Annotated in this window: 18 protein-coding genes; 12 read left to right on the forward strand and 6 right to left on the reverse strand. The window is 73.7% G+C overall.

The genetic code is table 11. From position 1 onward, the window contains the following. Positions 1 to 671: 671 nt before the first annotated feature. Both ACWEPX_RS13105 and ACWEPX_RS13110 read right to left on the reverse strand, forming a co-directional pair. Positions 672 to 2,117: an alpha/beta hydrolase gene (locus tag ACWEPX_RS13105; protein WP_451897354.1), complete on the reverse strand. Its 1,446-nt coding sequence runs from the start codon at positions 2,115 to 2,117 to the stop codon at positions 672 to 674. A 102-nt stretch (positions 2,118 to 2,219) separates the two neighbouring features. Further along, positions 2,220 to 2,930: a hypothetical protein gene (locus ACWEPX_RS13110; protein ID WP_451897355.1), complete on the reverse strand. Its 711-nt coding sequence runs from the start codon at positions 2,928 to 2,930 to the stop codon at positions 2,220 to 2,222. 92 nt (positions 2,931 to 3,022) lie between these two features. On the opposite strand from ACWEPX_RS13110, the gene ACWEPX_RS13115 reads away from it, so the two are divergent. The 5 genes from ACWEPX_RS13115 to ACWEPX_RS13135 all read left to right on the forward strand — a co-directional run bounded on the left by ACWEPX_RS13115 (position 3,023) and on the right by ACWEPX_RS13135 (position 8,188). Further along, positions 3,023 to 3,298: a DUF397 domain-containing protein gene (locus ACWEPX_RS13115; RefSeq protein ID WP_451897356.1), complete on the forward strand. Its 276-nt coding sequence runs from the start codon at positions 3,023 to 3,025 to the stop codon at positions 3,296 to 3,298. 48 nt (positions 3,299 to 3,346) lie between these two features. Continuing rightward, the gene (locus tag ACWEPX_RS13120; RefSeq protein ID WP_451897357.1) at positions 3,347 to 4,099 is read left to right on the forward strand and encodes a hypothetical protein; all 753 of its coding nucleotides are present in this window, start codon (positions 3,347 to 3,349) and stop codon (positions 4,097 to 4,099) included. Positions 4,100 to 4,951: 852 nt separating this feature from the next. Then, on the forward strand, positions 4,952 to 5,260 hold the full coding sequence (locus ACWEPX_RS13125) for a hypothetical protein (protein ID WP_451897358.1): 309 nt from the start codon (positions 4,952 to 4,954) through the stop codon (positions 5,258 to 5,260). Positions 5,261 to 5,391: 131 nt separating this feature from the next. Beyond that, positions 5,392 to 6,987, forward strand: coding sequence for a phosphoglycerate dehydrogenase (gene serA / locus ACWEPX_RS13130; protein ID WP_451897359.1), 1,596 nt, complete (start codon positions 5,392 to 5,394; stop codon positions 6,985 to 6,987). 163 nt (positions 6,988 to 7,150) lie between these two features. After that, a complete protein-coding gene (locus ACWEPX_RS13135; RefSeq protein WP_451897360.1) occupies positions 7,151 to 8,188 on the forward strand; it encodes a 3-isopropylmalate dehydrogenase in 1,038 nt (345 codons plus the stop codon). Between the two features lie 257 nt (positions 8,189 to 8,445). Here ACWEPX_RS13135 and ACWEPX_RS13140 read toward each other — a convergent pair whose 3' ends face one another. Continuing rightward, a complete protein-coding gene (locus ACWEPX_RS13140) occupies positions 8,446 to 9,030 on the reverse strand; it encodes a CGNR zinc finger domain-containing protein (RefSeq protein WP_451897361.1) in 585 nt (194 codons plus the stop codon). Between the two features lie 70 nt (positions 9,031 to 9,100). Between ACWEPX_RS13140 and ACWEPX_RS13145 the strand changes: the two genes are divergently transcribed. From ACWEPX_RS13145 to ACWEPX_RS13165, 5 genes are all read left to right on the forward strand, one after another. Further along, the gene (locus ACWEPX_RS13145) at positions 9,101 to 9,838 is read left to right on the forward strand and encodes a class I SAM-dependent methyltransferase (RefSeq protein WP_451897362.1); all 738 of its coding nucleotides are present in this window, start codon (positions 9,101 to 9,103) and stop codon (positions 9,836 to 9,838) included. 45 nt (positions 9,839 to 9,883) lie between these two features. Beyond that, positions 9,884 to 11,878 carry a hypothetical protein gene (locus ACWEPX_RS13150; protein WP_451897363.1) on the forward strand — a complete coding sequence of 665 codons (1,995 nt, stop codon included), beginning with the start codon at positions 9,884 to 9,886 and terminating at the stop codon, positions 11,876 to 11,878. A 211-nt stretch (positions 11,879 to 12,089) separates the two neighbouring features. Next, the gene (cimA, locus tag ACWEPX_RS13155) at positions 12,090 to 13,718 is read left to right on the forward strand and encodes a citramalate synthase (RefSeq protein WP_451897364.1); all 1,629 of its coding nucleotides are present in this window, start codon (positions 12,090 to 12,092) and stop codon (positions 13,716 to 13,718) included. 57 nt (positions 13,719 to 13,775) lie between these two features. After that, on the forward strand, positions 13,776 to 14,552 hold the full coding sequence (locus ACWEPX_RS13160) for a fumarylacetoacetate hydrolase family protein (RefSeq protein ID WP_451897365.1): 777 nt from the start codon (positions 13,776 to 13,778) through the stop codon (positions 14,550 to 14,552). A gap of 72 nt (positions 14,553 to 14,624) precedes the next feature. Beyond that, entirely contained in the window at positions 14,625 to 14,876 is a 252-nt protein-coding gene (locus tag ACWEPX_RS13165) for a hypothetical protein (RefSeq protein ID WP_451897366.1), read from the forward strand. 91 nt (positions 14,877 to 14,967) lie between these two features. Here ACWEPX_RS13165 and ACWEPX_RS13170 read toward each other — a convergent pair whose 3' ends face one another. Further along, positions 14,968 to 15,543 (reverse strand): NUDIX domain-containing protein, encoded by a 576-nt coding sequence (locus ACWEPX_RS13170; RefSeq protein ID WP_451897367.1) that lies wholly within the window; start codon positions 15,541 to 15,543, stop codon positions 14,968 to 14,970. Between the two features lie 56 nt (positions 15,544 to 15,599). Between ACWEPX_RS13170 and ACWEPX_RS13175 the strand changes: the two genes are divergently transcribed. Further along, complete coding sequence (locus tag ACWEPX_RS13175; protein ID WP_451897368.1) at positions 15,600 to 16,826, forward strand: helix-turn-helix domain-containing protein; 1,227 nt, start codon at positions 15,600 to 15,602, stop codon at positions 16,824 to 16,826. Between the two features lie 591 nt (positions 16,827 to 17,417). Here the strand turns inward: ACWEPX_RS13175 and ACWEPX_RS13180 are convergent. Both ACWEPX_RS13180 and ACWEPX_RS13185 read right to left on the reverse strand, forming a co-directional pair. Beyond that, the gene (locus ACWEPX_RS13180) at positions 17,418 to 18,581 is read right to left on the reverse strand and encodes an aKG-HExxH-type peptide beta-hydroxylase (protein WP_451897369.1); all 1,164 of its coding nucleotides are present in this window, start codon (positions 18,579 to 18,581) and stop codon (positions 17,418 to 17,420) included. Beyond that, the gene (locus ACWEPX_RS13185; protein WP_451897370.1) at positions 18,578 to 19,666 is read right to left on the reverse strand and encodes an FxsB family cyclophane-forming radical SAM/SPASM peptide maturase; all 1,089 of its coding nucleotides are present in this window, start codon (positions 19,664 to 19,666) and stop codon (positions 18,578 to 18,580) included. The genes ACWEPX_RS13180 and ACWEPX_RS13185 overlap by 4 nt, the downstream gene beginning before the upstream one ends. A 167-nt stretch (positions 19,667 to 19,833) precedes the next feature. Between ACWEPX_RS13185 and fxsA the strand changes: the two genes are divergently transcribed. Further along, a complete protein-coding gene (gene fxsA, locus ACWEPX_RS13190) occupies positions 19,834 to 20,022 on the forward strand; it encodes an FxSxx-COOH cyclophane-containing RiPP peptide (protein ID WP_451897371.1) in 189 nt (62 codons plus the stop codon). Positions 20,023 to 20,050 lie beyond the last annotated feature (28 nt).

A 20,050-nucleotide genomic window follows, 5' to 3' on the forward strand; every position in this document is an offset into this window, starting at 1 on the left:
GCACCTGCCCCGGCGAGGCACCTGCCCCGGTGAAGCGCCTGCCCCGGTGAAGCGCCTGCCCCGGTGAAGCGCCTGCCCCGGTGAAGCGCCTGCCCTGGCGAGGCACCCGCCCTGGCGAGGCACCCGCCCTGGCGAAGCGCCTGCCCCGGTGAAGCGCCTGCCCCGGCGAGGCACCCGCCCCGCGGCGGGCTTTGCCGTCCTGCCGGTGCCGCATCCCGGCAAGGCACCAGCCCGCGGTGGAGCGGTCCCCTGCTTGCCCTGCCCGTGGGGCTCCTTGCGCGAATGTCCGCCCGGGTGGGGCTGGTTCCTTGCTGCTCCTGCCGGTGAGCGATCGCGGGGAGTGCCCGCCTGTCGCGGGACGGTCCCTTGCCCTGCCGGTGGCTCGTCACAGGGAGATGGCCGCCCAGAGCGGGGCGTCCCTGCTGGGCGGCTCGTCCTGGGAAGGTGTCCCACCTCGCCTTCAACCACGGCCCCCTCCCGCGTCGGCGGCCGCCCGCGGTGGGGCGGTGCCTTGCCGCCCTGCCGGTGGGTTGTCCCGGGAGGTGCCTGCCCGCGACCGGAAGCGCTCTTGCTGCGCCGGCGGGGATCCTCGCCCGGCGAAAGGGGGCGTCCCGCCGTGGTGGGACGCCCCCTTCACCTGCTCCCCGGCCGCATCAGCCGGAGCGCCCTTCTCACCAGCCGAGACCCGTGGACGGGTCGACCGCCAAGGTGGTGGTGGCTGAGGGCGGGACGGCGGGGCAGTGGGTGCCTCGCGGTGGGGTGGTGCCGTCGAGCAGGTAGCGGGTGAGGGCACCAGAAGTGCACGGGCTGCGGTCGTGCACGCCGTGGCCCCAGCCGTCGTACGTGAGCAGGGCGCTGTTGTCGATCTGGCGGGCGACGCTGGTCGCCCACTCGTGCGGGGTCGCCGGGTCGTGGGCGGAGTTCATGAGCAGGACGGTCGGCCCGCCGTTGATGTCCGTGCGGTGCTGGGGGTTGCCGGTGCGGGCGGGCCACTCGGCGCACAGGGAGATCAGGGCCCAGGAGAAGTGGCTGCGCATGGTCGGGGCCTCGCGGTTCATCATCCGCCACGCCGAGGTCCACGCGCCCTGGGAGCCGATGGTGAAGTCGTGGTCGCCGCAGAACGACGCGATCGGCAGCGGGACCAGGTCGGGCTGGGCGGCGACCCGCGGCCCCTCCGCCGACAGATCCCGCAGGGCCGTCGCCAGCTCGGCCCAGCTCGGGAGGTAGAACCCGTCGATGGTCGCGCCGATCAGCTCCATCGGCCCGATCAACGTCGACGGATCACCCGGCGCGTGCAGCTCGCCGCGCACCGAGCGCTCGTAGAGGGACGTGAACACCGCGGAGACGTCCTGCCCGTGCAGCGCGCACGACGCATCCCGCCCGCACCACGCGGCGAACTCGGCGAAGCCGTCCTCCGCGGCCCGCGCCTCGCTGGCGAGGAAACCGCGGGTCGACAGGCTGTGGTCGAACACGCTGTCGAGCACCATCGACCGCACCCGGTGCGGGTAGCGCTCGGCGTACATCTGGCCGGTCAGCGTGCCGTAGGAGATCCCGTACAGGCTGAGCTGCCGCTCACCCAGCGCCGTCCGCAGGGCATCCATGTCGCGGGCGACGCTGGCGGTGTCGACGTGATCGATCAGCGGCCCGGTGTGCTCGCGGCAGCTCTGCCCGAGTCGCTTCGCGTACGCCTTCACCTCCGCGTAGCGGGCGCCCTTGTCCGGGACCATCTCCGGCATGGCCGTGACCACGTCCGCCGCGCACACGACCGGGTGGCTGCGGTTGGTGCCGCGCGGGTCGAAGCTGACGATGTCGAACCGTGAGCTGATCTCGGCGGGCATCCGGCCGCCCGCCAGCACCGCGTTGACCCCGGAGCCGCCCGGCCCGCCCGGCAGGAACATCAGCGTGCCGACGGGGTCGACCGCCTTGCGCCGGGCGACGGCGATCTCGATGGTGCCCCGGTCCGGCCGCGCCCAGTCGATCGGCACGGTCAGCTCGGCGCACTCGACCGCGGCGTCCTCCGGGCACGGCGCCCAGTCCAGGCCGCGGTCGGCGGCGGCTGTCCCCGCGCCTGTCAACCCGATGCCTGCCACCAGCACGGCGACGGCTGCTATTCGCATGGTGTCCTCCCCGCGGATGTGGATCATCCTCGGCACCGAGTATTGCCGCGGCGCGGACCGGGGGAGGGTTCGCCGAGGTCAGCGCGGCGGACCGGGTTTCGCCTAGAAGTCCGGCTCGGCGCGCAGGGTGATCAGGGCGTGCGGGGCGAGGTCGGGGTTGAGGCTCCAGCCCGCGAACCCGCCCCACCGGATCGACTCGCGCAGGTACTCCACCAGCGTGGTGCCCGGTTTGCCCGCGACGCCCAGCAGCGGCGGGTCGGCGAGGTCGCTGGGCAGGGCGATGCGGTGGTCGCCGCCGTCGAGGTTGGCCTTGCCCAGCTCGTCGGGGGCCAGCGGGAAGGCGAAGGCGGTCTGGTCGTCGCAGTGCTCCCACTCGTAGGCCAGGGAGTAGGCGTTGCCCAGGCACAGCGGGTCGGGGAACTCCGGGCCGGGCGGCAGCGACCGGGGGGTGGGCTCGGCGTGGTAGGTCAGGTCGAGCACCGGGCAGTCGCCCGCGAACCACACCTGGCCGACCCGGCGCAGGCAGGCGTCGAGGGCCAGCGGGAGGCCGCCGATCTTCTCGGTGAGGTCGTCGACGAGGGCGTCGTCGTCGGGGGGATCGTGCGGCGGCACCAGCGGGTCGGCGGCGACCCAGCCCAGCTCGGGCAGCGCCGCGGCGATGCGCGCCACGTGCTGGGCGACCCGGATCATGGTCTCGTCGGCGACCGCGGCGGCGTCCTCGACCAGCGCGTCGGGCACCGGTCCGAGGGCGCGCAGCTCCGCCCAGACGGCCTCCCGGTCGCCGCGCAGGTACCGCCGGTAGTACGAGGTCACCCCGCTACGCTACTGAGCGCGACCGGCCTGGCGCGGGATCGACACGACCGCTGCGGTATACCTGAAACCGACCTAGCGAGGAGATTCTGCTTATGGACAGCGCCCCCATCTACGACGACAAGGCCGAGGTCCGCGGCAACCTCGACCTCACCAACGCCGAGTGGCAGCGCGCCGCCGAACCCGACGCCGACCCCGACGGCGAGTACGTCGAGATCGCCTTCGTCCCGCACACCGACGGCAACACCTACGTTGCGATGCGCAACAGCAAGTACACCGGCCCCGACGACACCGTCCTGGTCTTCACCATGTCGGAGTGGGACGCCTTCGTCGAAGGCGCCAAGGCAGGCGAATTCGACGAGCCGTGGTGACCCCATGACCGACGGCCCGGTCTGGGTCCCCCCGGAACACACCACCCCGTGGACCGAGGAATCCACCCCCACCCGCGCCCTCCACCCCGGCCGCCCCACACCCCACCCCACAGCCCCGCCCCCCGCGCCACGCCCGCCAAGCACGCCACCCCCCACCGCTGCGCCACCCCACTCGGCCGCGCCACCCCACTCGGCCGCGCCACCCCACCCGGCGGCACCAACACCCTCGGCCGCGCCACCACCGCGCCCGACCACACCCCCGGCAGCGCACCTGACCACCCCCTTGGCCCGTGCCCCGGCGACACCCTCAACCCCCGGTCCGGGCACGCCCTCGGCACCTGGCCCCGCCGCACCTTCGGCACCCGGTTCGACCGCGCCTCCGGCGGGCGGTCCGGCCGCACCTGCGGCAGGCGGTCCGGCCGCGCCTCCGGCAGGCGGTTCGACCGCACCTTCGGCACCCGGTTCGACCGCGCCTTCGGCAGGCGGTTCGGCCGCATCCCCGGCAGGGGGTTCGCCCGCACCCTCCGCCCCCGGCTCGGCTGGACCTTCGGCCGCCGGTCCGGCTGCGTCTTCGGTCGCCGGTCCGGCTGTCCCCTCGGTCCCCGGCTCGGCCGCACCTCCAGCCCCCGGCCCGGCCGCACCATCAGCGTTCGGCTCAGCCCCGCGCCCCACCACACCACCGGGAGCGCCGCAGGCCTCGCACTCGGGCACGCTGCTTCCGGTCACCGCCGCTCCGCAGCCGCCCTCCCCGCCACGCCCAGCCACGCCAGGCCCGACCCCACCTTCAGGCGGCGTGCATAGCGGTGGTTCGACGCCACCGGCCGCCAGCGCGAACGGCTCGATGCCGCCTCGGAGCGCGCTGTCCGGGGGCGGGGCGGTGCCGCCACCAGCTCCGCAGGCGAGCACCCCGTCGCCCGCGGCTGGTCTCCAGGGCAGCCCAAACCCACATGGACCGCAACCGACCGGGCCGTCCCGAATTCCCCCGTCCGGCGCGACATCCGCGAACTGGCCGCGACCGGCCGGAGGCGGGCCAGGCGGTCCGATGACCGGAGGTCCCCGGTCGCCGCAGGTCGACTCGGGTGCTGGGCAGGTGTCGCCGCGACCCAACGGCATGCCCTCAGCCGCGCCGCACCCCACTGGGGCGCATCCGTCCCCGCCGCGGCCCACCGGGACACATCCCTCCCCGCCGCGACCCACCCCGGCATCGCCGCGGTCCGCTGAAGCGCCCCCGGTTTCACGGCCCGCTGATGCGCCCCCGGTTTCACCGCGGCCCGCTGAATCCACCCGGTCTCGCCGCGGCCCACTCCAGTCCCGCCGCGGCCTACCGAAGCGCACCCGGACTCGCCGCGCCCCGCTGAAGCGCGCCCGACTCCGCCTCAGCCCAGCGGGGCGCATCCCTCCCCAACCCGGCCCGCGGCGCACCCGGCCTCGCCTCAGCCCACTGGGCCGCACCCGTCCCCGAGACCCACCGGCACGCACCCGTCCCCACCGGGCACCACCGGGACGCCCCCGTCCCCTCCGCGCACCACCGGCACGCACCCATCCCCGCCGCGCACCACCGGGACGCACTCGTCCCCTCCGCGCGCCACCGGCACGCCCCCGTCCCCTCCGCGCGCCACCGGCACGCACCCCGCCCCCGGAACCATGGGACGTATGCCGTCCGTGGCGCCTCCGCCCCGCCCCGCCGCCCCACCCCCACCCGACCGCCCGACCCCCTGGTCCGCCGAACCCGGCTTCGGCCCATCCGGCAGCACCTACGTCCCCCCACCCCCGCGCACCATCCCCCCGACCACCAGCGGTTTCGGCCCCGCCAGCGCCACCCCCGCGCCCCCACCGGAGCCCCAGCCGCAGGCCCCGTCGCAGCCGTCGGCACTCAAGCGGCCGTCCTACCTAGTGGAAGGGGACGACGACGAGATGTTCGGCAACGACACCTTCACCGCGCCCCCCGTCATCGGTGAATGAACCTGACCGGAACCTGACATGTCACAAGGGTCACCCTCCGGGTGGAACGGTTCAGCCCCGGCCATAGACTCAGATCCGGGTTACAGCGGCGTAACCGCATCCCCATTCGCACCCACCCCGGGAGACGTAGCGTGACAACGAACCGTCCCGTCGTCCTGATCGCCGAGAAGCTCGCGCCGTCCGTGCTCGACGTGTTCGGTTCCGAAGTGGAGGTCCGGCACGTCGACGGCACCGACCGGCCCGCGCTGCTGGCCGCCGTGGCCGAGGCCGATGCGCTGCTGGTGCGGTCGGCGACCCAGGTCGACGCCGAGGTGCTCAAGGCCGGCGACCGGCTGAAGGTCGTCGCGCGCGCGGGTGTCGGGCTCGACAACGTCGAGGTGCCCGCCGCGACCGAGCGCGGGGTGCTGGTCGTCAACGCGCCGACCTCGAACATCGTCAGCGCCGCCGAGCACGCCGTCGCGCTGCTGCTGGCCGTCGCCCGCCAGATCCCCGACGCGCACGCCACCCTGCAGAACCACGAGTGGAAGCGCGGCTCGTTCTCCGGCTTCGAGATCCAGGGCAAGACCGTCGGCGTGGTCGGCCTCGGCAAGATCGGGCAGCTCTTCGCCCAGCGGCTGGCCGCCTTCGGCACCACGCTGATCGCCTACGACCCCTACGCATCGCCCGCCCGCGCCGCGCAGCTGGGCACCGAGCTGGTCTCGCTCGACGAGCTGCTCGCCCGCGCCGACATCATCTCCGTGCACCTGCCCAAGACCAAGGAGACCGCGGGCCTGATCAACGCCGACGCGCTCGCCAAGGCCAAGAAGGGCGTCATCATCGTCAACGCCGCCCGCGGCGGCCTGATCGACGAGCAGGCGCTGGCCGACGCCGTGCGCTCCGGCCACGTGCGCGGCGCAGGCGTGGACGTCTTCTCCAAGGAGCCCACGACCGACAACCCGCTCTTCGGCGTGCCCGGCATCATCGTCACCCCGCACCTGGGCGCCTCGACCGCCGAGGCGCAGGACCGCGCGGGCACCGACGTGGCCCGCTCGGTGCTGCTGGCCCTGCGCGGGGACTTCGTGCCCGACGCGGTGAACGTGGCCGCCGGTGGCGTCGTCGGCGAGGAGGTGCGCCCGTACCTGCCGCTGGTCCAGAAGCTGGGCGCGGTCGTCTCCGCCCTCGACGGCAAGGCCCCCTCGGCGCTGCAGGTGATCGTCCGCGGTGAACTGTCCTCTGAGGACGTCAGCATCCTGCCGCTGGCCGCCCTGCGCGGGGTCTTCTCCGGCATCGTCGCCGACCAGGTGACGTTCGTGAACGCCCCGCGGCTGGCCGAGGACCTGGGCGTGGCCGTGGAGCTGAGCACCGAGACCGAGAGCGCCAACCACCGCAGCCTGGTCACCCTGCGCGCGGTCTACCCCGACGGCGCGGTGGTCACCGTCAGCGGCACGCTCTCCGGCCTCGCGCAGGTGGAGAAGCTGGTCGAGGTCAACGGCCGCCACTTCGACCTGCGCGCCGAGGGCAGCGTCCTGCTGCTGGAGTACCCCGAGCGCACCGGCGTGATGGGCACCGTCGGCACGCTGCTCGGCGAGGCCGGGGTCAACATCGACGCCGCCCAGATCAGCCAGACCAAGGACGGCGCGGACGCGGTCATGCTGCTGCGCGTCGACCGCGCGGTGGACGCGGCCGTGCTGGAGTCGATCGGGGCCTCCGTCGGCGCCCGCGTGGTGCGCCGCATCGATTTCCACTGAGCGCCAGGACGCGGACGGTGCCCGGTGCGGGCACCGTTCGTGTGCATCCGCGCCTGCGAAAACCACCCCTAGGGGTGGCGAGGTGCGGAGGTGGTCCGGCAAACCGGTAGCCTTCGATCGACTACCAGGCCCCCTTCGGGCCGATACCCCGGGAGGTGTGTGCATGCGGCTCGCGGTGATCCCAGGTGACGGGATCGGGCCGGAAGTGATCGCCGAGGCGCTGAAGGTGCTCGAGGAGGTCGTTCCGTCCGCCGAGACGACCCGCTACGACCTCGGCGCGGCGCGCTGGCACGCCACCGGGGAACTGCTGCCCGAATCGGTGCTCGGCGAACTTCGCGAGCACGACGCCATCCTGCTCGGCGCGGTCGGCGACCCGTCGGTGCCCAGCGGCATCCTGGAGCGCGGCCTGCTGCTGCGCCTGCGGTTCGAGCTCGACCACCACGTCAACCTGCGCCCGGCGCGGCTCTACCCGGGGGTGAAGAGCCCGATCGCCGACCCCGGCGAGATCGACATGATCGTCGTGCGGGAGGGCACCGAGGGCCTGTACGCGGGCAACGGCGGTCTGTTGCGTAAGGACACTCCGCACGAGATCGCCACCGAGGTCAGCGTCAACACCTCCTTCGGCGTCGAGCGCGTCGTGCGCGATGCGTTCGCCCGCGCGGCCGCCCGCCCGCGCAAGCACCTGACGCTGGTGCACAAGACCAACGTGCTGACCCACGCGGGCTCGCTGTGGTCGCGCGTGGTCGAGGAGGTCTCGCTCCAGCACCCGGACGTGACCGTCGCGTACCAGCACGTGGACGCCACGACGATCCACATGGTCACCGACCCGCAGCGCTTCGACGTGATCGTCACCGACAACCTCTTCGGCGACATCCTCACCGACCTCGCCGCCGCGGTGACCGGCGGCATCGGCCTGGCAGCCAGCGGCAACCTCGACATCACCCGCCGCAACCCGAGCATGTTCGAGCCGGTCCACGGCAGCGCCCCGGACATCGCGGGCCAGGGCATCGCCGACCCGACCGCCGCGGTCCTCTCGGTGGCCCTGATGCTCGACCACCTCGGCGAAACCGAGGCGGCCCGCCGCATCGAGGCCTCCGTCGCCTTCGACCTGGCGACGCGCGACCACGCCTCCCCCGGCGGCACCTACGCCATCGGCGACCGCCTGGCCGCCCTCGTCTCCTCCAACGCCAAGGCGTTCTGACCCACCGCGTCCCAGGCGCCCGTCTCCCATCCCGGGAGGCGGGCGCCTTCGCATACGGCGAAAGGTTGTACGCGCAAGCGATTCGGTGGCTGGGGGAGCGCGGCGCGAGTCAGAGGGTGCTGGGGTTGGCCGAATTGCACGCGGCGGCCGGGGTGCCACCAGGCTCGGGCGCGTTCGCAAGCGGGAAAGGTTGTGTGCACAAGCGATTCGGCGGGGTGCCCTTCACGTAAAGGTTGTGCGTGCAAGGAATTGGCGCACTATAGGGCTTCCGGGTGGCGGGATCCCTTGCGGGCGCGGAAAGCGGCGGTTTTGACGCGGTTCTGGCAGGCGGTGGAGCAGAAGCGGCGGGTGCCGTTGCGGGAGGTGTCGAGGTAGGCGCGGTCGCACGCGGGGGCGGTGCAGGTGCCCAGGCGGTCGATGGCTGCGGTGCCGAGGACGGTGGCGAGGGCGGTGGCCATGGAGGCGGCCCAGCTGGTGTCCCAGGGGGCGTCGGGGGCGTGGAAGTGCAGGTGCCACGGTTCGCCGTCGTGGCGGGCGAGGACGGGGGTCGCGTCGGTTTCGCGCATGATGCGGTTGATCTCCGTGCAGGCCGCGTCCGCGTCCGCGCTGGCGATGGCCGCGTGCATCCGGACGCCGTAGGCCGCGAGGGTGTCGGCCGCCTCCTGGGTCGGCGGGCCGGACCAGGCGGGGTTGCGCTGGCTGAGCACCTCGCCGATGGCCGCGACCAGCGCCGGACCCGTCGGCGGCTGGTACGGCCTGCCGCGGCGGCAGCCGGGGGTCACCGCGTTGACCAAGCCCAGGGCGGCGTCCACCACCACGCTTGAGTGACTGTCGAAGTCCACTTGACCAGTCACGTCCTCGTCTCATAGCTTGTCACTGTCGACATCATCGTAGACAGTTACCGGAGGGGTCATGGACACCGCGAGCGCCCGCGCCTGGCTGGATCGCTGGGATGCCCAGCAGGAACGCTACGTCCCCGACCGCGAGGAGCGGTTCCGGGTGGTGGTCGACGTCGTGGCCGCCGCGGTCGCCGGGGTCGAGCGGCCCCGGGTCGTCGACCTCGGCTGCGGGCCCGGGTCGCTGGCCGCGCGCCTGGCCGCCGCCCTGCCGCACGCGGAGATCGTCGGCGTCGACGCCGACCCGCTGCTGCTGGACCTGGCCACCAGCGCGGACCAGGCCGGGGTCCGGTTCGTCCGCGCCCACCTCGGCCGGCCCGGCTGGGAGTCCTGCCTCGACGGCCCGTGGGACGCGGTGGTGTCCAGCACGGCCCTGCACTGGCTGGAGCACGAGCAGCTGGCCGCCGTCTTCGCCACCGCCGCCGACCGGCTGCGCCCCGGCGGGGTCCTGGTCAACGCCGACAACATGCACCTGGCCGGACCCCTGCGCGCCTACGGCAACCTCGTCCGCAAGGCCCGGGCCGAGCGCGCGGGCGTGACCGGCAACGAGGACTGGGGTGCCTGGTGGGAGGCCGTCCTCGCCGACGTCGACGACGCCACCGCCGCCGAGCGCAGCGCGATGGCCATCTCCCACGACTCCGCCAGCGACCTCACCGTCGGCCAGTACACCGAGCTGCTGCTCAAGGCCAGTTTCCCCGCCGCGGGCCCGGTCTGGCAGTTCGGCGACGACCACGTCCTGGTTGCCGTGCGCTGATCTTGCCGTTACGACCCCGCCTCCACCGGCGATGCAGCGGGCAGGATGCATGAGCGGGCGCGGGCTCCTGGTGGAGCGGGGCTGTTCGGCTGGTGGCGGCGGGCGACCGCCGCCACCCTGCCGTCCCAGGAGACCGCGTCCCTCAGCGCCGAGCTTCAGGTGATGCTCGTCGAGTACCAGGCGCTGCGCGACGACGAGCGGGCCACCGCCAACAGCCAGGCCGCGCTGGCGAGCGTGTTCGTCGCCCTGCTCGCGGGCCTGTTCGCCATCCTCGTCGGCGACTGCCGGTTCCGGGCCGCCACCCGGGGCGAGGCGTCCTGCTACGAGCTGAACCAGGCCGTCTACGTCGTGGCCCCCGCGCTGCCGTTCGCGGTGCTCACCTACATCGTGATGCTGGGCCTGCAGATCACCCTGAAGAGCTTCTACCTGCGCGGGATCGAGAACGAGATCCGCAAGCAGATGACCCGCGAGCTCGACGCCATCCCCGAGGTGAGCGTGGCCTCGGGCACCGAGCTGCTGCTGGCGCTGACCAGCCCGCGCCGGGGCCGGGTGGGCTACCGCGCCATGCTGATCTTCCTCGCGGTCAGCTTCATCATCGCCATGGGCGGCTGGATGACCTTCGTGGTGGTCGAGCTGGAGGGCGTCGTCGCGCGGGTGGTGCTGCTGGCCATCTACGGCCCGCTCCTCCTGCTGCTGGTGCACGAGGGCATCGCGGGCAACCACGGCGGCCGCACGCTGCTCGGCGGCGCGGCCCGGCGGCTGGCCCGCAGCCCCGAGTACCCGAGGCTGTCCCGGTTCGCCCCGGACCCGGCCCGGCGCACGGGCAGACGCACCTGGCCCTACCTCCTGCTGCCGCGTCCGGCCGATCTGGTCAAGTGGCTGTTCGTGCCGATCGCCGCGGTCGTCGGCGTGCTGCACGGGGCAGCCGACCCCGCCACGCGCGTGCCCCTGCCGTGGGCCGTGGCGACCTGGTTGGTCTTCGAGTACCTGGTCTACCAAGCCAGGTACCAGTGGAACGACATCCGGGGCGTCGGCGACGACATGGCGCACCCGGCCGCAGCTGCACGGTCGAGGCTGCCCGCAGGGGACCGGGGACCACGCGCGGCGGTGCTGATCAGCGCGGTCGTCGCCCTCGTCCGGCTCGCGCTCGCCGCCGTCTTCGCCCTGGTCATCGCCCCACCTCAGGTCGCCCACCTGCTCGCCCTCGCCGCCGCGGCGGTGTGGGCGCTCGCCGCGGTGTACGAGTGGCTGCGCGCCCGCCGCGCCGGGTGGGCGCTGTGGCTCGTCGTCGGCGGCGGGTACGCCATCCGCACGGCGGTCGGCCTGGCGCTCATGGGCCTGGTCCCGAGCGGCGACGGCCTGCGGCCGTTCCTGGCGTACGTGGTCGCGGCGTGGGCCTTCGGCGTCGTCTTCGTGACGATGACGTGGGTGATCGAGGCCGTCGGCCACTGCTTCGGCGTCCTGCCGGGCGGGCTCGTCCACCCGGGGCAGCCGCTGTCGGGCAAGCCCCACCTGCTCCGCCTGCTCCCGCTCGCCGGGATCCGGGCAGGCGTGGGCGCGGCGAACAGGCCCAGCGCGGCCAGCCAGCGCCCGCTGGACCGCCGTTGCCCGGTCCTGAGCCCGTGGAACCTCGCGCTGCTCGTCGCCCTGGCGGCAGGCGCCGCCGCCGCAGCGCCCACCGTGCGCGCGTCCGCCTGGCTCGCCCTCGCGGTCGCGGTCCCGGCGATCGCGGTCGTCCTGCCCGCAGGAGCCCTGGCGCGCTGGCTGGCCGCCGCCTGCGTGGTCCTGATCGCGGGCGGCGCGGGCGCGTGGACGCTGGAACCGGGCGGGGCGGTCGGCCTCGTGGTCACCGTCGCGCTGTTCCTGGCGGTCTACTGCGGATTCCGCGGATTGTCTTATGTGGATCTGACCGGGTTCGTCCCCGCGCTGCGGGCCGTCATCGCCGTCATCGCCCGCCTGCCCGTGCGGGCGTTGCGGTTTGCGGCGCGCTGGGCGGTGGGCAGGCGCACCTGGGACCTGCTCGCCGGCCGGGAACCGTAGCCCTTCCACGATCTGGGAGCACCTGCCCGTGCGTTGGACGGGCGCGGACGGGTGTGGCACCATCGTCGCCGTGGCCGACTTCGTCGTGATCATTATTGACGAGCGCGCTGGCTAGCCGAAGCACTCCCGGCCCCAGCGCGCAGACCTCTCGCATCCTCAGGCGGGGGGTCTTTTTGTTTCCCGGCCACCGACCCATCACCTAGGAGCCCACGTGACCCGCACGACGCCCGCAGGCACACCGCTCGGTGACGCCTTCCACGTGTACGACACCACGCTGCGCGACGGGGCCCAGCGGGAGGGCATCTCCTACTCCGTCGCCGACAAGCTCAACGTCGCGCGGCTGCTGGACGGGCTGGGCGTGGGGTTCATCGAGGGCGGCTGGCCGGGCGCGCTGCCCACCGACACCGAGTTCTTCGCCAGGGCCGCCGCGGGCGAGCTGGACCTCAAGCACGCCGCCCTCGTCGCCTTCGGCTCCACCCGCCGCGCAGGCGCGAAGGCGCACGAGGACCCGCAGGTCAGGGCGCTGCTGGACAGCCAGGCGCCGGTGATCACGCTGGTCGCCAAGTCCGACCGCCGCCACATCGAGCTGGCCCTGCGCACCGACGTCGCCGAGGCCGCCGCGATGGTGTCCGACACCGTCGCCTTCCTCACCGGCGAGGGCCGCCGGGTCTTCCTCGACGCCGAGCACTTCTTCGACGGCTACGCCTTCGACCCCGACACCGCCCTGCGCGTGCTCGACGCGGCGGCGACCGCGGGCGCGGACGTGGTCGTGCTCTGCGACACCAACGGCGGGCAGCTCCCGCTGGGCATCGCCGACACCGTCGGCGAGGTCGTCGCCCGCACCGGCTTCCGGGTGGGCATCCACTGCCAGGACGACACCTCCTGCGCGGTGGCCAACAGCATCGCGGCCGTGCAGGCGGGGGCCACCCACGTCCAGTGCACCGCGAACGGTTACGGCGAGCGGGCGGGCAACGCCGACCTGTTCGCCGTGATCGGCAACCTCGTGACCAAGCTCGGCAGGCAGGTGCTCCCGACCGGGGCGCTGGCCGAGCTGACCCGGGTCTCCCATGCCCTGGCCGAGATCGCCAACATCGCACCCGACTCCCACCAGGCCTACGTCGGGTCGTCGGCCTTCGCCCACAAGGCGGGCCTGCACGCGAGCGCGATCAAAGTCGACCCGGAGCTCTACAACCACATCGATCCGGGCGTCGTCGGCAACGACATGCGGGTCCTGGTCACCGAGATGGCGGGCCGGGCGAGCCTCGAACTCAAGGGACACGAGTTCGGGCTCGACCTGGCCGCCAGGCCCGACGCGCTGGGCAGCTCCCTGCGCCGGGTCAAGGAGCTGGAGGCGCGCGGCTGGTCGTTCGAGGCCGCCGACGCCTCCCTGGAGCTGCTGCTGCGCGCCGAGTTGGACGAGCGCGCGCACGTCCCGTTCGCCCTGGAGTCCTACCGGGTCATCCTCGACCACGCCGCCGACGGCGCCGTGGTCTCCGAGGCCACGGTGAAGGTGCTCGTCGGCGAGCAGCGCGTCATCGCCACCGCCGAGGGCAACGGCCCGGTGCACGCCCTCGACGCGGCCCTGCGCCAAGCGCTCGCCCCGCACCTGCCCTGGCTGGACGAGGTGGAGCTGACCGACTACAAGGTCCGCATCATCAACCGCGGCTCGGCCCACGGCACCGATGCGGTCACCCGCGTGCTGGTCGAGTCCTCCGACCACGAGCGCGAGTGGACGACGGTGGGCGTGCACGGCAACATCGTCGAGGCCAGCTGGCTGGCCCTGTGCGACGCGCTGGCCCACAAGGCGATGCGCGTGGCGCGCGTGGGCGCCGCCCGATAGGTGTCCGCACCGGACCGGGGCCGGGCCGCCCGCCCGGCCCCCGGCTAGGGTTGGCGCGTGCGTATCGCTCGTATTGCCCATCCAGAAGGTGTCGCGTTCGTCGCTGTCGAGGGGGCGGGCGACGACCTCGTCGCCGCCGAGATCGCCGACCAGCACCCGTTCGGGCCGCACACGTTCACCGGCAGGCGCTGGCCGCTGGCCGACGTGCGGCTGCTGGCCCCGATGCTGCCCCCGAAGATCGTCTGCGTCGGCAAGAACTACGCCGACCACGCCGCGGAGATGGGCGGGCAGGCCCCGGCCCAGCCGGTCATCTTCATGAAGCCCTCCACCGCGGTGGTCGGCCCCGGCGCGGCCATCAAGCTGCCCGCCGACTCCGCGCGGGTGGACTTCGAGGGCGAGCTGGCCGTGGTGTGGGGCCCGCGCCCGATGCGCGACGTCCCGGCGGCGCGGGCCGCGGAGTTCATCCTCGGCTACACCATCGCCAACGACGTCACCGCGCGCGACCAGCAGCAGGCCGACGGCCAGTGGACCCGCGCCAAGGGCCACGACACGTTCTGCCCGCTTGGCCCGTGGATCGAGACCGAGGTCGACCCCGCGGACCTGGCCCTGCGCACCGAGCTGGACGGCCAGGTCAAGCAGGACGCGCGCACCTCGCTGCTCATCCACGACGTGCCCAAGCTGGTCGAGTGGGTCTCGCGGGTGATGACGCTGCTGCCCGGCGACGTCATCCTCACCGGCACCCCCGCGGGCGTCGGGCCGCTGCGTGCGGGGCAGACCGTCTCGGTGACCGTCGAGGGCATCGGCACGCTGACCAACACCGTCGCCCAGCGCTGATTACCGTCCGTGGTCGGATGCCGTCCGATCGGGGAATCGTAACGCCCGGGCCCGCTGGCTAGCGTGCAGTTCGTGACCTCTCCCGAGATGATGGCGGGCATCGCCCAGCGGGCGCGGGTGTTCGCCCCGCGCCTGTTCGCCGTCTACGGACCGTTCCGCAAGTCCAGCGGTGCCCTCATCGTCTGGGGGATGGAGTTCGCCCGGCCGACCAAGGTCCTGGCCTGGTCCTCCGACGGCGCGATGTGGAGCGGCGACACCGCGGAGGGCCTGCTCCGCTCGATCTCGGTGATCTGCGACGCCGAGCTCGTCTGGCTCAGCGACTAGGAACTGTCCCGCTTTTGCCCTTGTCTGCCCGCCCCCGTTGGATAGCGTGGCGGCTTGAGCGTCCGCGCCAGGGGTGAGGAGCGGGATGGCTTCAACGACGGTTGCGCCGCAGCGCGGCGCGCAGCAGGGCATAGGCGCTGGCCGCGTGCGGCACCTGGTCCTTCTCCACGAGCGCCACGGCCTCGGCGAAGGGCAGGCGGACCACGTCGAGGTCGGCCTCGCCCGGCTCCAGCGCCTGCGGGCCGGACCGGGTGAGCCCGGTGGCCAGGAACACGTGGTCGACGTGGTTGCTCAGGCTGTCCGCGCCGTGCACCTGGCCCAGCGTCTCCCAGTGCGCCGCGGCCAGGCCGGTCTCCTCGGCCAGCTCGCGGCGGGCCGCGGCCAGCGGGGTGGTGTCGGTGACGTCGACCCCGCCGCCCGGCAGCCGCCACTGCCGCGTGCCCCAGGTGTAGATGTACTGCCGCGTCAGCACGACGCGGTCCTCGTCGTCGATGGCCAGCACGGTCGCCGCGCCGGGGGCGACCACGTGGTCGTAGGTGTCCTGCGCGCCGTCGGGCCGGATGACGTCGTCCCTGCGGACGGCGAAGTATGGCCCCCGCACCAGTTCCCGGGTCTTCAGGAGCCGCCAGGGCCGGTGGTCGGCGGCGTTCTCGCGCGTGGTTGCCATGCCGCAATCGAACCAGCCGCGGCCCGCTCCGGCATAGATGCGGCGGGTGGAACGTCATGAGCGAAGCGGGCGATCTGCTGCGCAGGATGCGTGAGCGCAAGGGCATGTCGCTCAACGCCCTCGCGCGGGAAGCCAACTACAACAAGGGATATCTCAGCAAGATCGAGAACGGCGAGCGCCCGCTGGGCATGGACAAGGCCCGCCACCTCGACCGCATTCTGGAAACGGACGGCGTGCTGGTCCGGGCGCTCACCCCGGCCCCGGAGCCGCCCCGGCCACAACCGGACACCGACGACGCGCCCTGGAGCCTGGTCCTGGAGCCCGGCGGCGGGGTCAGCTACGCCCCCGCGGGCCACGACGGCTTCGCCGCGACGACCGTCGTGCCCAACAGCTGGGTGCTCGACGACCAGACGCTGGAGCTGTTCGAGGCGCAGTTCGAGCACCTGCGGATGGTCGGCCACCGGGCGAGCCCGGCGTTCGTGATCCCCGACCTGGTGACCAACTACAGCAAGCTGCGGGCGCTGCTGCGGGTGGAGGCCGCCCCGGAGCTGATGCGCCTGGCGTACCGCTTCGCCGAGTACGCGGGGTGGATGTTCCAGGAGGCGGGCAAGCCCGACATGGCCCGCGCGTGGACGGCGAAGGCGGCCCGGATGGCCGCCGAGGTCGGCGACGCCGCGCTCAACGGCTACGCCCTCGTCCGCGCCGCCGAGATCGCCCTCTACGACGGCGACGGGTACTCGATGGTGGAGCTGGCCCGCCGCGCCGCCGCGGCGGAGGGCTCCACGGCGGCGGTCCGCTCGCTGGCGGCCCAGCGGGAGGCCCAGGGCCACGCCCTGGTCGGCGACCTGACCTCCTGCCTGTCCGCGTTGGATGCCGCCGCCCGCTGGGAGGAGGCCGCCGCCACCGAATCCGGCCCCCGCTTCGGCACCACGAGCCTCCCGGACCCCATCGCCGTCACCCGCGGCTGGTCCATGCACAGCCTCGCCCGCAACGACGAGTCAGCCGAACTCCTGTCCGTCGAACTCGACCGCATCCCCCCGACCGCGATCCGCTCCCGAGTCCGCTTCGGCGTCCGCCTCGCCCTGGCCACCGCCGAACGCGGCGACGTCGAAGCCGCCTGCGCCCAAGTAGCCGCCCTCACCCCCGACGCCAAACGCACCGACAGCGCCACCATCCGCGTCGACCTCCGCACCCTGTCCACCGTCCTCGCCAAGCACCCCACCAACCCCGCAGTCCGCGACCTCCGCCCCGACCTGGCCACCCTCCTCCGCATCCACCGCTGACCCGAGTCATCCCGGCCGTGCGCGGTGGTGATGCCAGCAGTGCGATGCGGCGACCCCACGCCTGCCCGCCTGTTCCGCGGTCTGGGCCGAACGGGTCCACGGCCCGCCCGGAAACGGGCCGACGTGCGGACCGACGGTCCGCAACCGGCCATCGCGGCACGAACCGCACAGGTGGCAACGCCGGCAGCGCGACCTGCCGGGGCTGGCTGTCCGTGGCCGAATAGGCCCGCAGCCTCCGCCCCGGAACCGGCGAACCTGCCTCGTATTCGCCGCCGAAGCCGGGGCGGCACCGCTCCTTGCCGCCCGGATCGTGCCCAGCCCCGGCAACGCGCCGTGGTGCGCGCTTGGGCGGCTGTCCTGCGAGCCGGATGGTCGCGCGGCCTGCGCGCAGAAGGAAATTCCCGCCGACGCCGATTCGCGGAGTGCTCCGCGCCCACCCGCCCCCGCGAGCCGCTGGTCCGCGACCCTCGCGCGGGCCTCGCTGAACTGCTCCGCGTCTGCTGTTGGTTCCCTCGGAGCCTGGCGGGGCCCAACTCGCTTGGCCGCTAACCCACGGGTCGGCCGGTCGCGTCTTCGCTTGGCGAGACCTCTTCACGCCGGGGTGTGGTGTGGACGGTCGGTGTGGTGCCAGCGGTGGCGGTGGGTTGTGTTCGCGCGTGCGGCGTAGGTGATGGCGTTGGGGTGGGTGGGTTCGGTGGTCCAGGTGAGGAGGGTGCGGGCGATTCCGTCGACGAAGCGGCGGCCCAATGGGGTGAGGTCGGGGCCGGACAGGAGGGTGCAGGCGGCGGAGAGGGTGGCGGAGCGCCAGCGGGTGTATTCGTGTTCGGCGCGGCTGCTGGTGGTGCGGCGGGCGCGCCAGAAGCGGGTTACGCCCAGGAAGGCGTAGATGCCGTGGAGGAGGGCGGCGGCGGGGCGGGGGTCTTCGCGCCAGGGGGCGTAGTAGCGGGTCGGGCCTGGGGTGGTGAGCTGGTGCAGGTCCATGACCGCCGCGAGCTTCGCGTGCTGCAACTCGTGCACCAGCGTGCACGCCAGTGTCTCCGCATCGGTGTTGAACGTCAGGAACACGCAGCCGAGGGCGTCGGTGACGGTGGAGCTGTTGGCTTGGCCGCCGCGGGATCGCGTCGGGGTGAGGGTGGTGATGAGGGTGGCGAACTCGGCGGCGGCGACCGGGTCCGTCGTGGTGAGCACGCGCCACGCCGAGCGCAGCAGCGCCGAGCACGCGCCGACGTCGACGTCGGGGGACTGGTCCAGCGGTGGCAGCAGCGCCGCGGGGAGATCCGTGATCGTCAGCTCCACCCCGCCCAGCGACACCACCGGCGCGGCCGTCCACCGCAACCGGTCCGTCCGCCACCGCCCCGCCACCGGCCCGTCGAGCCACCCCAGCGACGGCAGGAACCCCGAATCCGTCGCCGGAACCTCCACCTCGACCACCACCCCGGCCCGGATGGCGGCGGCCGCGGCCGCGAACGCCAACTCCGCAGGCCGCACCGCGCCCCGCACCGCGGCCACCGCCCACGCCCCCACCGCCGGATCGTCGAGCACCCGCTCCACCGCCGCGGGAGCCCGCCTGCGCACCGCGGCGAGGACCCGCCACGCCTGCATGGCTGACTCGTCCCGCCGGAGGACGTCAGCAATGAGGACGAGCGTCGTGCTGCGCCTGCCCCGCACCAGCAGGCGCGCGACCTCAGCCCCACCCCCACCGCCTGCGAGCGCATCGATGTCCGCTGGCGTGAGCGCGATCAGCGGAAGGCTCACCGCAACCGCCGCAGGTCGGCGGTGAGCCGGTCGCGCACGTGCGTGGTGAACCGCAGCAGATCCGGGCAGTACACCGACGGGTTGTCGAACCCCGTGCCCGGCGCGAACCGGTGCGCGGGCTGACCGCCGCCGCAGACGGCGAACACCGGGCACGCGAAGCAGGTGGCCGACGGCGGTCGCACCGGTAGGGCGAGCACGGCGTCGAACGGGTCGGCGTGCACGCTCAACCCGGTCGCGCCCGCGCCGGGGAACGCCACCGCCAGGATGTCGGAGCGCTCGACCGAGCCGTCGGTCTCGATCACCACCTGCGGCGACGGCTCGGTCCCCAGCCCCTCCAGCGGCGACGAGCCGCCCAGCCACAGCGCCGCCACCGCGTCGAAGAACCGCACCGCGGGCCCGGGATCGGCGTACCAGCGGTCGAAGACGGCGATCAGCCAGTCGGCGTAGGGCGTCCCGGCGCCGGTCCGCCCCGGCGGCGGCGCGGCCCAGGTCCCGTGCGGCAGCAGGAAATCGATGACCGGCGGGTCGTAGCCCGCCAGCGCCGAGTACGTCTCGATCGGGTCGTTGGCCAGGTCGACCACGCACAGCAGCCCGGCGAACAGCTCGCGGCGCCGCGCCAGCAGCTCCACCGCGGCGCGCACCCGGTCGTGGCTGCCGCGGCCCGCGGCCGTGCGGCGGTGCCGGTCGTGCGCGGCGGCGTCGCCGTCGATGCTGATGCCGACCCGGATGCCGTGCTCGCCGAACAGATCGAGAAACGCGCGATCCAACCGCATCCCGTTCGTCTGCGCGGTGATCCGCGTCGCCGCCGGGATGCGCGCGCGGGCCGCCGTGGCGAGGAAGTCGATGAATGCCGGACCCGCCAATAGCGGTTCCCCGCCGTGCAGCACGATTTCCACGGCATCGAGCCCGTGGGCGCAGGCGTGCTCGGCGATCCGGTCGACCGCGGCGGTGGCCGTCGCCCGGTCCATCGCGGCCGGGCGGCCCCGCCAGCGCTGGTCCGCCCCGGTGAAGTAGTAGCAGTAGTCGCAGGCCAGGTCGCAGCGCCCGTGGATCTTCATGACGAACTGCCGCAGCGGCTGGGTCACGGTCCCCCTTCCGGCGCGGTCGGGCAATTCCCGCGCCCCCGCTTCCATGAAACAGCGTCAGAACCGCGTGCGCCGTCGGCCGAACGGGGTATTCGGCACCCGGGGCCCGGAAAACCGGTAGCATATGTTTGCGCGCTTGTTCAATCAATTGGACAAAAAGGGGACAGATGACGTCGGAGAACACGACACCGGCCCCCGATCCCGGTGCTGGCGGCGGCCTGCTCGACGTGAGCGGCATCGACCTCGACGACATCGCCGCGCTGCCGGATTCGGTTCTGCGCTCGGCCCTGCGCCGCGTGCTCGCGGGCCGCGCGGCGCTGCCGGACCGCTTCGCCGCTTTCCAGAGCTCGCTCTAGCCCGATTGGGCCGATCGAGTGATCCACT

It is taken from the genome of Actinokineospora sp. NPDC004072 (genome assembly GCF_053604195.1).